This window comes from Pseudomonas canadensis (genome assembly GCF_000503215.1).
GTDB lineage: Bacteria > Pseudomonadota > Gammaproteobacteria > Pseudomonadales > Pseudomonadaceae > Aquipseudomonas > Aquipseudomonas canadensis.
On sequence record NZ_AYTD01000015.1, the window covers coordinates 94,827 to 109,621 of the forward strand.

The 14,795-nt window shown below is 61.6% G+C and carries 8 protein-coding genes and 1 rRNA gene; 1 reads left to right on the plus strand and 8 read right to left on the minus strand.

Features of this window, described 5'->3' with window-relative positions; genetic code table 11:
• Positions 1–15: 15 nt before the first annotated feature.
• Positions 16–1,533, minus strand: a complete 1,518-nt coding sequence (locus U367_RS0117130; protein WP_028617936.1) for a CoA-acylating methylmalonate-semialdehyde dehydrogenase — start codon at positions 1,531–1,533, stop codon at positions 16–18.
• Between the two features lie 129 nt (positions 1,534–1,662).
• On the opposite strand from U367_RS0117130, the gene U367_RS0117135 reads away from it, so the two are divergent.
• A complete protein-coding gene (locus U367_RS0117135; protein ID WP_028617937.1) occupies positions 1,663–2,610 on the plus strand; it encodes a LysR family transcriptional regulator in 948 nt (315 codons plus the stop codon).
• A gap of 130 nt (positions 2,611–2,740) precedes the next feature.
• On the opposite strand, the gene U367_RS0117140 is transcribed toward U367_RS0117135, so the two are convergent.
• From U367_RS0117140 to rrf, 7 genes are all read right to left on the minus strand, one after another.
• On the minus strand, positions 2,741–3,232 hold the full coding sequence (locus U367_RS0117140) for an OmpA family protein (RefSeq protein ID WP_028617938.1): 492 nt from the start codon (positions 3,230–3,232) through the stop codon (positions 2,741–2,743).
• A 4-nt stretch (positions 3,233–3,236) separates the two neighbouring features.
• Positions 3,237–4,499: a diguanylate cyclase domain-containing protein gene (locus U367_RS0117145; RefSeq protein ID WP_028617939.1), complete on the minus strand. Its 1,263-nt coding sequence runs from the start codon at positions 4,497–4,499 to the stop codon at positions 3,237–3,239.
• Positions 4,496–5,071 carry a YfiR family protein gene (locus U367_RS0117150; RefSeq protein ID WP_028617940.1) on the minus strand — a complete coding sequence of 192 codons (576 nt, stop codon included), beginning with the start codon at positions 5,069–5,071 and terminating at the stop codon, positions 4,496–4,498. The genes U367_RS0117145 and U367_RS0117150 overlap by 4 nt, the downstream gene beginning before the upstream one ends.
• 145 nt (positions 5,072–5,216) lie before the next feature.
• Entirely contained in the window at positions 5,217–7,283 is a 2,067-nt protein-coding gene (gene recD / locus U367_RS0117155) for an exodeoxyribonuclease V subunit alpha (RefSeq protein WP_028617941.1), read from the minus strand.
• Positions 7,280–10,954, minus strand: a complete 3,675-nt coding sequence (gene recB / locus U367_RS0117160; protein ID WP_028617942.1) for an exodeoxyribonuclease V subunit beta — start codon at positions 10,952–10,954, stop codon at positions 7,280–7,282. The genes recD and recB overlap by 4 nt, the downstream gene beginning before the upstream one ends.
• A complete protein-coding gene (gene recC, locus U367_RS0117165) occupies positions 10,951–14,403 on the minus strand; it encodes an exodeoxyribonuclease V subunit gamma (RefSeq protein ID WP_028617943.1) in 3,453 nt (1,150 codons plus the stop codon). The genes recB and recC overlap by 4 nt, the downstream gene beginning before the upstream one ends.
• A gap of 144 nt (positions 14,404–14,547) precedes the next feature.
• Positions 14,548–14,663, minus strand: a 5S ribosomal RNA gene (gene rrf / locus U367_RS0117170).
• Between the last annotated feature and the right edge of the window lie 132 nt (positions 14,664–14,795).

A 14,795-nucleotide genomic window follows, 5' to 3' on the forward strand; every position in this document is an offset into this window, starting at 1 on the left:
GGTCTTCTCCCAGAATCAGCGCAGGTTGATGGTGGTGTTGACGCCATCGTTTACCGTGTCGTCATCGAACCAGCGGCTGGTGACGGTCTTGGTCTGGGTGTAGAACTGCACCACTTGCTTGCCATACGGGCCCAGGTCGCCGAGCTTGGAGCCACGCGAACCGGTGAAGCTGAAGAAAGGGACGGGCACCGGGATCGGGATGTTGATGCCGACTTGGCCTACGTCGATTTCGCTCTGGAACTTGCGCGCCGCCGCGCCGCTCTGGGTGAACAGGCCGGTACCGTTGCCGAACGGGTTGGCGTTGACCAGGGCGATGGCCTCGTCGAGGGTCGCGACCTCCAGCACCACCAGCACCGGGCCGAAGATTTCCTGGGTGTAGATCTGCATATCGGTGGTCACGCCCGAGAACAGGGTCGGGCCGACAAAGTTGCCTTGCTCGAAGCCCGGCACCTTGATGTCGCGGCCGTCCAGTTCCAGCTTGGCGCCTTCTTTCACGCCGCTCTCGATGAGTTCCAGGATACGTGCCTTGGCGCGCTTGGAAATCACCGGGCCGACATCCGTGCCCGCTTCACTGCCCGCGTTGACCTTGAGCTTTTGCGCCAGCACTTTCAGGTCCGGCAGCCATTGCTTGGACGCGCCCACCAGCACCACCACCGAGGTCGCCATGCAACGTTGGCCCGCCGCACCGAAACCGGCGCCGACCAGAGCATTGAGGGTGTGTTCACGGTTGGCATCCGGCAGCACCACGGCGTGGTTCTTGGCACCCATCATCGACTGCACACGCTTGCCGTGTTTGCCGGCCAAGTCGTAGACGTGAGTGCCCACTGCGGTCGAGCCCACGAAGGACACGGCCTTGATGTCTTTGTGAGTGCACAGCGCATCCACCACATCCTTGCCGCCGTGCACCACGTTGAGCACGCCAGCCGGCACGCCAGCTTCCAGCGCCAGCTCCACCAGCAGCATCGTTGACAGCGGGTCCTGCTCGGACGGTTTGAGAACGAAGGTGTTACCGCAGGCGATGGCCATCGGGAACATCCACAGCGGGATCATCGCCGGGAAGTTGAACGGAGTAATGCCGGCGCACACGCCAATGGGTTGGCGAAGGGTGTAGGTGTCGACGCCACCTGCGACGTTTTCAGCAAACTCGCCCATCTGCAGGGTGCCGATGGAGCAGGCGTGCTCCACCACTTCCAGACCACGGAAAATATCGCCCTCAGCATCGGCAATGGTCTTGCCCTGCTCGTTGCTGAGCACCACGGCAATGCGCTTGGAATGTTCGCGGATCAAGGCTTGCAGCTTGAGCATGATGCGCATGCGCGCGCCGATCGGCGTCAGCTTCCAGGTCTGGAAGGCGCGGTGGGCAGCGTCGATGGCAGCGTTGACTTCATCGGCAGTAGCGAATGGGACTTTGGCCAGCACCTCTTGGGTGGCCGGGTTGACGATGTCTTGCCACTCGGTGGTCTTGGACTCGACCCACTCGCCGTTGATCAGCAACTTGACCTGTTGCACGGAAATATCGGCAGATGCGTTCATGTGGTCTCCAATCTTATATTTATGCAGAGACAAGGCGCGTAACCGCCTTGGGAAATGAGGCGTTCGGACTGTTTTTGGAGTATAGATGTGCAAATCTCTAATAAGAACGCACATAAAAGCCGGACCAATATGCAAAAAAACATCACGTCGCTGGGCTCCCTGAACTGGGATGACCTGAAGTTTTTCCTCGAAGTGGCCCGCACCCGCAAGGCCAGCGTGGCCGCCAAGCGCCTGGCGGTGGACTACACCACCGTGTCGCGGCGCATCAGTTCACTGGAAGTGTCCCTCGGCACCCTGCTGTTCGAAAAATCCCGGACCAACGGTTTCGTGCTCACCACCGAGGGCCAGCGTTTGCTGGGCTACGCCGAGTCCATCGAAAGCACCCTGCACATGGCCTGCGAGCAAGTCTCCGGCTCAGGCGTGGCGCTGTCGGGCCATGTGCGCATGGGCTGCACCGAAGGGTTCGGGAGCTTCTTCGTCACCCCGCAGTTGAGCCACTTCGTCGACACCTACCCGGCCATCTCAGTGGACATCCTGCCCCTGCCCCACTTCATCAGCCTGTCCAAGCGCGAAGCCGACATCGTCATCGCCCTGGAACGGCCGGAACATGGGCCGTATGTGTGCTGCAAACTGTGCGACTACAAATTGCAGCTGTACGCGACCCAGGAATACCTCGACCAGCACCCACCGATCCGCAAACCGGCGGATTTGGCCGAGCATCCGTTTATCAGCTATGTGGATGACTTGGCGTTCAGCTCGGAGTTGCTGTATCTGGCCAACGTGGTGCCCGGCGCCAGCGCCAGCCTGCGCAGTACCAGCGTGATCGCGCAGTACGTGGCGGCGCAGCAGGGTCGGTCGATGGCGATATTGCCGTGTTTTTTGGCGGCGCAGGATCCACGGTTGTTACCGGTGCTGGGGGAGCAGATTTCCATCACTCGCCAGTTCTGGATGTATTGCCGGGAGGATTTGCGCAAATTGAAGCGGATTACGTTGTTGTGGGACTACATCAGGGAAGTGACGGAGCAGAATCAGGGGTTGTTGATGGGGGAGACACGGGAGATCAGGTTTGCGGATTAAAGGGCCATCAATGGGTAAAGCCAGTGTCGATGACCTGACACAAGCAATGACGCCGAGCCGTTAAGCGAACACGTTAGCAAGCGCGCCGCAAGGCTCCTACCGTTGAGCGCGTTTCAAACTGAAGGCGGGCTCAGTCTGACTTCACCACAATCGACACCCGCCGATTCTCCGTGCGCCCCGCCACCGTGGTATTCGGCGCCACCGGCTCGCTGCTACCCAGCCCGCGCAGTTGAATGTTCTCTTCCTTCATACCCACACCGGTCAACACCGCCGCCACGCTTTTTGCGCGGCGCAGGGACAGTTGCTGGTTGTAGGTTTCCTTGCCCGACGCATCGGTGTGGCCGTCGACGCGTACGCGTTCGATGCCAACGCTCAGCAAGGCCTTGCCGATGCGCTGGACGATGTCGGTGCTGGGTTGGTTGAGGGTTTCGACATCGCTGCCGAACAGCACTTTGCCGGACAGGCCGAATGCCCAACCGTCGTCGGTCAGCTCAAAACCTTGTTGTTTGAGAACGGCCACTTGCTCCGCGGTCAGGCCTTTGGGGGGCGGCGTCTGGCAGCCGCCGAGGGCGAGCAGTGCTACCAGCAGGGTGATAAACATGAAACGTGCGGTCGTGAACAAGGGGTCAACTCCTGTGTTGAACGTTGACGACGGGGTTATCCGACTCCGCCGTTTGCTGGCCGCCCGAGGATAAACGCTTGGCCTGATACATCGCCGCGTCGGCGGCGTTGAGCAAGGTGCCAGGAGTGGCGCCATGCTCGGGGTAGATCGCAATGCCGATACTGAGGGAGGTCAATACCTGGGTGTTGCCGGGCACGGGGATGGGCAGGTCCATGCTGGCGATGATCTTTTCGGCAATACGCTCGGCGTCTTGCGCCTTGTGCAACGGCGCCAGCAGGATGGCGAACTCATCGCCGCCCAGGCGCGCCACCAGGTCATCTTCACGCAATTGCGCACGCACGCGCTCGGCGACGGCGACGAGGACGGCGTCGCCGGCGGCGTGGCCAAAGCTGTCGTTGATCTCTTTGAAACGGTCACTGTCGAGGTATAGCACCGCCACCTGTTCTTTGGCCTTGGCTGCGCTGCGCAGGGCGCGGATCAAACGGCCTTCGAAGAACGCACGATTGGGCAGGCCGGTCAGGCTGTCGTGGTTGGCCTGGTGGGCGAGGGATTCGTTCTCGCTTTGCAGGTGGCTTTGCCAGGCTTCCATTTCGCCGAGCAAGGCATTGAAGTCACTGCCCAGGTTGTCGAGTTCGGCGATACGCGCCGGCGGCACGCGGCGGTCGAAGTCGCGCTCGCTGCGGGCGGCGTGGGCCACGGCGGCAAGGCTTTGCAGCGGGCCGGTAATGCCGCGCAACAGGCGTCGCGCCAGGTGTAGGGCAATCCACGCGCTAAGCGCGGTGCAGATGAGGATCCCGGCCAGGCCGCTGAGCAGGAAGCGCAGCAGACTACCGCCGTGGCCGGTGAGATGAATGCTGCCGATGGCTTTGCCTTGATGCAGGATCGGCTGGCTGATGGGTTGTTCGAGCAGGGTATGCGCCAACTCCAACTCGACCCGCGAGAGCATGCCGGTTTCCGGGCGTATCCACTTCGCCAACAGCTTGCCATTGGCATCGAACACTTCGGCCTCAGCCACTTCTTCGGTGGAGGCGATCAGACTGAGGGCTTCAGTGGCCGCCGCGCTGTCGTTGAACACCACCGCCGCTTCCACCGTGTAGTTGATAGAACGTGCGATCAGGTGCAGGTTGTGCTCGGCATAAACCCGCAGCGCCAGTACGCCGAGCAGGGTCAGTGAGACGCTCGCCAGCGCCACCGCCACCAGCGCCAGGATCATGTGCCCCCGGCCGATGACGGAACGCAGGGTCGGCCGCGCTTTGACGGCTTTCATGACGCCGGCGCTCGGCGACGGGACAACTGCAGCACGCTGGGATGAATGCGCACGCCGCTGCGGGCGACGGAGTCGAGGTTGACCTCAAACGACACCTGCTCATCGCTCACGCGCAGGCAGAACAGACTGCCCACGGTGCATTGGTCGCCGCCTTCGCTGATGCTCAATACCGGATGGCCGATCAACGACGTGAACAGCTGGCTGCGCTCATCAGCACTGAGCTTGCCGATGTACACCGCGTCGCACGCATTGACGATATCGGGATGGCTGGCCAGCAGGCGCTGCACCACCACTGGGCGACCGGTGGCCTGGGTGGTGCCTTTGATCAGGTCGTCGGTGTATTGAGTCGGGCCGACGATGCACAGGCGCAATTGCGCAGGTTCTACCGGCCAGCGCGCATAACTGAGGATACCGAGTACCACTTGGGTGACGGCCTGCGCGCGATGGGCGGCAAGGCTCGCAGGGTCGGACGCCTGGGCGAAGGTGTGTGGCGCGACCACGCACAGGACCGCCACCAGCAGCATGCGTCTCCAGCTCAAACTGCGCTCTGTGGGCGAGACAGCCACGTTCATGCAGCGATTCTCTCAGGTGTTTTTAGATGATGCCGCAACGATAGCACAGCGGCGGAAAACCCCGCGAAGAGTAGGTCTTCGCAGGGGGCGCTATTTTTCCAGAAAAATCAGGCGACTGAACCAGAAATCTGACATGACCTAGCAGTCAGTTATTTTCGGATTCGTGACCCAACTCCAGCATCAACCCACTCAAACGCTTGACCTTGCGCCTGACGGCTTCTTCAAACACGCCGCCACGGGGCTCGATCAGGCTGAACCAGCGCTTGGCCCTTGTGATGCCGGTGTAGATCAGCTCCTTGGTCAGCACCGGGTTCAACGCATCCGGCAGGATCAGCGCGGTATGGGTGAATTCCGAGCCCTGGGATTTGTGCACGGTCATGGCGTACACAGTTTCTACATCGTTCAGACGGCTGGGCAGCACAAATCGCACACCGCCCTGACCGTCATTGCGTGGGAAGGCCACGCGCAGCATCTGGGGGCCGCCGTCGCTTTCGGGCAGTTTCAGCGCGATGCCGATGTCACCGTTCATCAGGCCCAGGCCGTAATCGTTACGGGTCATCAGCACCGGGCGGCCTTCGTACCATTGCTCGTCGCCTTCGATCAACCGCACCTTGCGCAGGGCGGCGGTGATGCGCAGGTTCAGGCCTTCCACGCCCCAGGGGCCTTTGCGTACCGCGCAGAGCAGTTGGAAAGCGTCGAAGGCTTGCAGCAGTTGTTGCGCCCAGTGGGTCCAGGCTTGGCTTTCACGGGGCGTATCCGGCGACGGACGGGCGCTTTGCAACAGTTTGAGGTAATAGCGATAGCCCTCGGCACCGTCACCCTGCCCGTCCAGCACCAAGCGTTCCAGGGCGTGATCATGTTCGCCCTTGAGGCTGACGCAAAACAGATCAGCGTGACTCCGCGCGGCCAGCAGTTTGCGGGCTTCCTCTGCGTTTTGCTGGTTGACCCAACGCGCCAGTTGGCCGATGCCGCTGCCTTCGCCGAAACGTCGCGAGTAACGCAGCATCACCACCTGCTGGGCCAAGGGGTGGCTGGCGTCGAGGTCTTCCTGCAGGCCGCTGGCGCTGAGGTCTTCACCGCTGACGGCTTGCAGCCATTGGCGGGTCTCGGCGCTGTAGAAACCGGCTTCGGCGTCGCGACACAAGTCACCGAGGACGGCGCCCGCCTCCACCGATGCGAGTTGGTCCTTGTCGCCCAGCAGTACCAGGCGCGCATGGGGTGGTAAGGCGTCGAGCAGGTTAGCCATCATTTCCAGGTCGATCATCGAGGCTTCGTCCACCACCAGCACATCCAGGGGCAGCGGATTGCCGAGGTGATGACGAAAATGCCGCGTGCCTGGGCGACTACCCAGCAAGCGGTGAACGGTGGTGACCTGGGTCGGGATTTTTTCCTTCACGCTGTCCGGCACTTTCAGTGACAGCACTTGTTGGCTGATGGACTCGGTGAGGCGTGCGGCGGCCTTACCGGTGGGCGCGGCCAGGCGAATGCGCAATGGACTGCCGGACTCCACAGCCGGCGCCTGCAACAGCGCGAGCAAGCGCACCACGGTGGTGGTTTTGCCAGTGCCAGGGCCGCCGGTGACGATGCTGAATGCACCGCGTGTAGCCAGGGCGCAGGCGAGCTTTTGCCAGTCGATCACGCCGTCAGGGGGCGGTTGATCGAAGAGGCTGTTGAGGCGCTGCGGCAAATCGACGGCCACGTTTTCCTGGGTGGCAAGACGCAGGCGCAAGGCGCTGTCGATGCGCCGTTCGTAAGTCCAATAGCGGCGCAGGTACAGGCGCTTGCCGGACAGGACCAAAGGCCGACTCTGCGCGGATTCGCTGGCATCGACCGCCAGCGCGACCAGATGACTGGCGGCCAGTGCGTGGCACCAGTGGGCGCCGTCCAGGCCTTCCAGTAACTGCGACGGCAGCAACATGGCGCCGGTTTGCAGGTCGCCTTCAGGCGGCAACGACAGCGCAAAGTCCGGCGCCTTGAGGGTTTCGAACAGGTCGAGGCAGACGTGACCATGGCCCAGTTGATGGCTGGTCAGCGCGGCAGCCAGCAGCACCAACGGGTCGGCCTGTGGATCGAGTTCGTGCAGGAAGCCGACGAAGGCTTTGTCCAAGGCACGCAACCAGCCACGGTCGACCCAACGCTCCAGCAATTGCACCAGGTCGGCGGCGCGGCTGAGGGGCGTCAGCTCCTCCAGCGGTAACGGCGACAGGCTCATAACAACACTCCTTGTTCCCAGGCAGGCTCAACCTTGGGCGGGATGGGCTTGCCCTGGAACAGCAGGTCCAGGCCTTCGATCAGTTCCCGCGGCGGTCGGGTGAAATACGCACCCTGGCTCGCGGACTGCGTGCCCCGTAGGAAAATGTACAGCGCACCGCCGACATGGCGGTCGTAGTCGTAGTCCGGCAGCCGCGCCTTGAGTTGGCGGTGCAGGGCCAGCAGGTAAAGCACGTATTGCAGGTCGTACCGATGATCGAGGATCGACTGTTCCATGGCATCCAAGGTGTAGGCCGAATCGTCGGGGCCAAGCCAGTTGGATTTGTAGTCGGCCACGTAATAGCGGCCGTCATGTTCGAAGGTCAAATCGATGAAGCCCTTGAACATGCCGTTGAGCAGCACAGGCTCGGCGGCGACGCGGGAAACGCCGTTGTGGGTGTATTGGCACACCAGCTTGTCGAGGGCGAGTACGTCGACCTTGTGGCTGGCAAACCAGAACTCCATCTCGATCTGGTACTGCTGCAAAGCGCTGAGGGAGACGTGGCCGTTGTCCACAGGCAGTGGCGTTTGCAGCAGGTGGCCGAGCCAACTGCTGAGGGTGATGATCCAACCTTCCCAGTTGCGCCGGTTGCAGCGGGCGCCCACAGCCTTTTCGATGGCCTCGGGCGTAACGCTGAAACCCTCCTCCCCAGCCCATTCCAGCAAGCCGTGCAGGAAGGTCCCTGGGTTAGGGCCACGAGGGAAACGATGAATATCGCCGCCGGATGCCGCCACTTCGCGGGGTGCGTCGGGGTCGAGGCGTTCGTCATCGAACAGCTTCTGGGCCTGCGGGCTTTCCGGTGCTTCGAGCGTGGCAGCGCTCATGCTGTCGCCAATGCGCAAGGCGCTGTAGGAGGCTATCCACCAGTTTTCTGCAGCCTTGCGCTTGGGCAGCAAGGGTGCTCGCAGTGTGGCTTCGTTGCGCGGTGGGTGGAAAAGGATGTCTTGCGCTTCGGGCACCTGGACGTAGTTGATTGCGGTGCAACCTTCTTGAAGGTCCAGGAGCCAGCGCGCCAAGCCGGCGGATTCACCCAACGAGGCGCCTGCACCGAGCAAATAGCCCAGCGCCGACAGGTGCAGCACGGAGCTGTTGCTGTTGCCGCGTTTGAGGTCGGCGATTCCGAGCCAGCACGCATGCTTGGCACGGGTCAGGGCTACGTAGAACAGGCGCAGGTCTTCGGCCAGGCGCTCATTGTCGGCTTGGACGATCAGCTCAGGCGTAGGGCGCAGGCTGACTTGAGATTTGCCGTTTTCATCGTGGTAGTGCAGCGGTAAGCGGCTGCCATCCACGGGTTTGGCTGAGCAGATGAAGGGCAGGAAAACCAGGTCGTATTCCAGGCCTTTAGATTTGTGGATAGTCACGACCTTGACCAGTTGCTCATCACTTTCCAGGCGCAGGATTTGTTCTTCACCCGCCTGCCCCGAGAGCGCCAGATGCTCGGCCAGATGGCGGATCAGCGCCTGTTCGCCATCCAGTTCAGAGGCAGCCTGTTGCAGCAGTTCGCTGAGGTGCAGCAGGTTAGTCAGCACACGCTCACCGTCACTGCGCGCGATCAGGGTTTGCGGCAGTTTGAAGTCGTGTAGCAGACGACGCAGCATCGGCAACACGCCTTGGGTACGCCAGATCGCACGGTAGCCACGGAACTGCATGACTCGGCTTTCCCACGCCAGTTCATCCTGGTTCAGACGCTCCAACTCCGGCAGTGACAGGTTCAGGGTGACGCAGGCCAGTGCGGCGCGCAGCGGGCGCTCGACATCCGGCTCGGCGCAAGCCTTGAGCCAGGCCAGCAGGTCGTGGGCTTCCTGGGCGGCGAAGACCGAGTCCTTGTCGGACAGATAGACGCTGCGCACGCCACGGCCGGCCAACTCGGCGCGCACGGCCTGGGCCTCTTTGCCGTCGCGCACGAGGATGGCGATGTCTGACGGGCGCACGCCGTTGAAGCTGCCGTCCGGTTGTAGGAAGCCTGCGCTGCCTTGCTGCCCGCCGTTGAGCAATTCAACGATGTGCGTGGCACAGGCCGCCGCAAGCTGCTGACGATACAGCACGTTGGAAACCGGCTGGTCAGTAGGCAAGTGCCAGAGGTTCAAGGCTGGCAGCGTTTGGCCATTTACCTGCAATTGTTCTTTACGTCCCTGGGACAGTACCGAGTGGAACGGCACCGGGTTTTCACCATTGGGCTCGCGGAACAGGAACGCGCCGCGACCGGTTTCCGCACGCTGGAACACGTGGTTCACCGCGTCGACCATCGCGTGGCTGGAGCGGAAGTTGGTGCCCAAGGTGTGGTGACGACCGGTGGTGGACTGACGGGCGCGCAGGTAAGTGTAGATATCGGCGCCGCGGAAGGCGTAGATCGCTTGCTTGGGGTCGCCGATCAGGAACAGGCCACTGTCGAGGTGGTTTTCTTCGATGCGATAGATGCTGTCGAAGATGGCGTATTGCACCGGGTCGGTGTCCTGGAACTCGTCGATCAAGGCCACCGGAAATTGCTCGCGAATCACGCTGGCCAGGCGTTCGCCGCCGTCAGCGTGCAGCGCGGCGTTGAGGCGGATGAGCATGTCGTCGAAGCCCATTTCGGCGCGACGGCGTTTTTCTTCTTCAAAGCGTTTGCCGACCCAGCCGGCCGCGTGTTGCAACACGGCGGCGTCGGGGGTTGGCAGCGCATCAAGCGCCGCCTTGAGGCCGGCCATTGCGTCGATACCGGGATGCTGCGGTGGCTCACCTTTCCAGGCTTCGGCCATGCCGTCGGGTGTCAGGCGCGTGAAACCGGTGCCGATGTCGAGTTGTTCGAGGGTTTCGTCAGCAGCCCAGGCGCTGATCTTTTCGAACCAGGGCTCGAAGTAGCGCGCCTGCATCTTGCGCCCGTCGACGGCTTTGGCGGCTACGGCTTGCAGGCAGATGTCGCGCAGCTCGGCGGCCCATTGTTGCCAAGGCATCTTGAGGGTTGTCAGCGCTTGTCGACGCTCGTGCAGGCAGGCCGTGATCAGTTCTGCGGGCTCGCGGGTTTCATCCGTCGGCCGTTCGCTGCCGAACAAAGCGCGCACTCGCGGCATCAACGCGGCGGGGCCACTCCAGTTGTTGCGCACCCAATTGAGCGCATCGTCGTGCATCGGGTAGCAGAACAGTCGCCAGTAATCGCGCAATACTTCGCCGAGCAAGTCGCTGTGATCGGTTTCCAGGGTCTGGGTGAACAGGCTGCCACTGTCGAAGGCATGTTCGCGCAGCATGCGCTGGCACCAACTGTGGATGGTCGAGACGGCTGCTTCATCCATCCATTGGGCGGCAATGTCCAGGCGATTGGCGCAGGCGGGCCATTGTTCGGCTAGGTAATCGGCGCGCAGATCGGCGATCAGGGCGTCTGGCTGTTCAATCTCTTCACGAAAAAACCGCGCGGCTTCGGCCAGGCGAATGCGGATGCGTTCGCGCAGTTCTTTGGTGGCGGCATCGGTGAAAGTCACTACCAGGATTTGCGGTGGCAGCAGTTCGCGGCCAAAGCCTGATTCATCGCCTCCATGGCCGAGGACCAGGCGCAGGTAGAGGGCGGAGATGGTGAAGGTCTTGCCGGTGCCAGCGCTGGCTTCAATCAGCTGGCTGCCTTTGAGCGGGAAGGCCAGGGCCAAGGGTTTGCTGGTCATGCGCCGGCCTCCTCGCCAGTGAGTGATCGCCATGGGGCGTTGAGCAGCGGGCGATACAGGGTTTCGCACCAACCTTCGAATTCTTCGCTGGCAATCAGCGTGGCGTAGTCGGGGAATTGCCGGGTAAGCGCCGGGGTTTCGCGGCGCTCACCATCGGTGGTCAGGCCATCGCCTTCGTAAGCTTTGCTGGCGGCCGCCTGGGCCTTGGCAGGATCGGTTTGGCTAAGCCAAGCGAAAGCGGTTTTGACGGCGACGGGCAGCGGCTGGCTCATCCCGGTATGCCAGGCCAGCAATAGGTTACCGAGTAGTTCCTGGGCATTGGTTTTATCCAGCGGCGGCAGCAACAGGGTGTCATCGCTGGCCACCAAGCCGGTGCTCAATGGCAGACCGCAGGCGCAGGCAACCACATGATTGACCCAGGGGCGAATCAGGCGATGCCACTTGCGGGTCTTGATCGAGCCTATGCTGTTAGGGATGGTGGTGACGCTGAGCAACCCGCCATCGCTGCGTCGATGCAGACCACTGATCCAGCCTTCCAACTGAACGCCATTATGCTCAAAAATGACCGGTTCGGCACCGGTGTGCGGGGTGGGCCAGAGGGCGAGTAATTGCTGATAGCGTCGCAACAGATCGGGTAACGGTTCGATCAGTTCGTTGCGTAGGCATTCGCCGAAACCGACCATCGGCAACAGGCCACTCCCCTGCAGGCGCAGGGCCTGGGCGTTCAGTGCCTGGTCGAGATGATCAGGCTGGGTGAGTGCGGCGCTCAGTAGGCTGTCGCTCAGGCTGTAGCGTTGCAGGGCATCGAGGACGAAGGGTTCTTCGTCGGCCAGTGGCACTTCGGCGGCTTCGAAGAACACTTTCAGGCGTTGGCTGAAGAAATGTTTGACCGGGTTGCGCAGGAAGTCTTGAAGCTGACCGAGGCTCAGGGGTTCGTCCTGTTGATGCGAGCTGAGTTCCTCTTCTTTTTGCATGGCATCCGGCGTTTCGTGCAGTAATTGCCACTCACGGGCGTAGCTGAACAGCGCGTCGCCCTCATGGAAGTAGCGGGCGCTGAAAGGTTGCAGTGGGTGCTCTTGCGTCATGGCTTCGATAAGCGATGCGTCGCTGTTGGCGTGGTGCCAGCCGCTGGCGAGATGGTCGCGTAGTTGGCCTATCAATACCGAGGCCGGGCGGTCGCTGTTGTCGCGGATGCTACGACCTACCCAACTGATGTACAACTGGTCGCGGGCTGAAAGCAGCGCTTCGAGCAGCAGGTAGCGGTCGTCCTCGCGGCGCGAACGGTCGCCGGGGCGGTAGTCGCTGCCCATCAAGTCGAAGTCCAGCGGGGGTTGCGCGCGCGGGTAATCGCCATCGTTCATGCCGAGCAGGCAAACGAGCTTGAATGGGATCGCTCGCATAGGCATCAAAGTACAGAAATTGACAGCCCCGGCGAGGAAACGTTGGGACAGGCGACCTTGATCCAGACCCGCGAGCCAGGCTTCGCGGACTACGGTGAGAGGTAACTCGTCCTGCAGTCCTACAGATTCGCAGGTTTCCAGCCAGGTTTCCCTGAGTTGTTCGAGTTGGCCCAGCAGGTAGTCATCGTGTTCGCTGCTGGGTAGGAAGAACAGTTGCATCAGGCGTTGCAGACGACCGCCCCACTCCGTCGGAGAAGCCGGTAGCGACAATGCTTGATGCGCGTCGCTAAGTGCGTCGAGCAAAGCGACCAGAGGACCAATGAGCGCCGCGTCGAGGCCACCGATTTCATCGTAGGGCTCGATACCCTCACACGCTGCGCCGGTGCCTACGGCGTAACCGAGCAACATGCGCCGCAGGCCGAAACGCCAGCTGTTTTGTTCCAACTCCTTTGGCAGGCCCAGGCCGGCACGTTGTTCGGCGTTGAGCCCCCAGCGGATGCCGGCACCTTCTATCCAGCGATGCAGCGTAGGCAGGTCGCGCTCCTTGATGGCGAAGCGTTCGCGCAGGGCCGGAACGTCGAGCAGGTCGAGGATCTCGCTGACGGGGAAGCGGCTGTCGGGCAGTTTCAGCAGGTGTTCGACGGCGATAAGCAGCGGGTCGCGGCCGCGTTGGCCTTGGTCGGTCAGGGTGAACGGGATGAAGCGTGGGTCATTGCGTTCGAGTTGGCCAAACACGGCGCGAATGTGCGGCGCGTAGCTGTCGACATCCGGAACCATGACGATGACATCTCGCGGACGCAGCGAGGGGTCGGCACTGAAGCGTTGGAGCAGCTGGTCGTGGAGGATTTCCACTTCGCGCTGGGCGCTGTGGGCAATGTGGAAGCGGATTGAGGTATCGTGATCCAGATCAACGGCAGGCCATAGCTCGCGGGTTTCGTTGAGTGGACGCAGTTCCAGGATGTCGTCCTGGAGCTGATTGAGCAGTGTGGTGGGCTCACTGTCGCTGAACAGGTCAATGCGACCATCGCGGAATGCAGCGCGATAACTGTTGGGGTCGTCGTAGCTGTCCAGCAGGCTGATGTAGTCACGGCCTTGCTTGCCCCAGGCGGCCAGTAGCGGGTGGGCGTGCTGGTGCAGGGTTTGTGGGTCGATGGTGATCGGCATGCCGGCTTTACGCGCTTGGCGTTTATATTCGTTACGCAGCAGGTCTTTGTCGGCGACGATGTCAGACCAATGGTGACGGCAGGGGTTGTGCACGCAGAGCAGGACTTGGCTGAATCGCGCGAGGCCGGCGAGGGCCTCAAGGGCCTGGGCGGGCAACGAGGAGATGCCAAAAACTATGACTCGGGATGGCAGGCCCTCGGGTGCTGTTTCCATTGTATTGATGCGCTCGATAAAGCGTTGGTGAACGCCGGCGCGGCTTTCGGCCATGCCTTCTTCACCGACATCCAGCAACAGTGCGCGCCATAGTTCGGCTTGCCAGCAGTTGGCTGGGTTGAGCGGTTTTGATTCGCCTCGACCGTTGCGCAGTTGGTGGCGGCCGGCAGCCCAGTCTTCGAGCCAATCGGCGCGGTAGACCTGATATTGGTCGAACAGGTCAGCCAGGCGCTCGGCGAGTTGGTAGCGTTTGCGCAAATCGGTGTCGTGGGTGAGAAAACGCTGCAGCGGTTCGAAGTGCGGCTGATCGATAAGCTCCGGGAGCAGTCGCATAAGGCGCCAGGTCAGCGGGGCTTTGTCGAGCAGGGACTTGGGCGGAATTTCATCTTTGCCCAAGACCATACGATAGAGCTGCCACATGAAGCTGCCAGGCAGTTGAACATCGATTGCTGCGGCTATTCCGCAGCCGCCCATGTCGTCTTCTTCCGGATCTTCAGCCAGGGCCAGCTTGAGCCATTGGGCGATGCCGTTGCTTTGTACCAGGGCAATTTCGTTTTCCAGGGGCGCCAGGGGATAGCGGCGCATCCAACTGACCACCAGGCTGCGCAGTTCGTCCAAGCGGTTGCCGTGAACCACCATGAATCCAGGGCTGAGGGACGTCGCATCCGGCATAACGGCTTCCTTGGGAAAAGCAAAAATCGAGGGTGCGACTTTAGCACTGTGGGCAGTTGTTGGAGGAATTGGGATGTTAGCTGTCTTTTCGACCGCCCAAAACAAAACCCCATCTGCTTTCGCAAATGGGGTTTCGGAATTTAATCTTGACGATGACCTACTCTCACATGGGGAAACCCCACACTACCATCGGCGATGCATCGTTTCACTGCTGAGTTCGGGATGGGATCAGGTGGTTCCAATGCTCTATGGTCGTCAAGAAATTCGGGTACTGAATCGTGGCTTATGCCTCGCTTCAGCAAATTGGGTATGTGACAGCTTTCGGTGTTTTGTGAGCGTCGAACTTTCGGTTCATTTTCGTCTTCACACACCGCAATCTGATGCTCGTTAGA

Coding starts and splice junctions, on each gene's coding strand:
- U367_RS0117130 (WP_028617936.1), bottom strand. CDS start 1,533: ATGAACGCATCTGCCGATATTTCCGTGCAACAGGTCAAGTTGCTGATC.
- U367_RS0117135 (WP_028617937.1), top strand. CDS start 1,663: ATGCAAAAAAACATCACGTCGCTGGGCTCCCTGAACTGGGATGACCTG.
- U367_RS0117145 (WP_028617939.1), bottom strand. CDS start 4,499: ATGAAAGCCGTCAAAGCGCGGCCGACCCTGCGTTCCGTCATCGGCCGG.
- U367_RS0117150 (WP_028617940.1), bottom strand. CDS start 5,071: ATGAACGTGGCTGTCTCGCCCACAGAGCGCAGTTTGAGCTGGAGACGC.
- recD (WP_028617941.1), bottom strand. CDS start 7,283: ATGAGCCTGTCGCCGTTACCGCTGGAGGAGCTGACGCCCCTCAGCCGC.
- recB (WP_028617942.1), bottom strand. CDS start 10,954: ATGACCAGCAAACCCTTGGCCCTGGCCTTCCCGCTCAAAGGCAGCCAG.
- recC (WP_028617943.1), bottom strand. CDS start 14,403: ATGCCGGATGCGACGTCCCTCAGCCCTGGATTCATGGTGGTTCACGGC.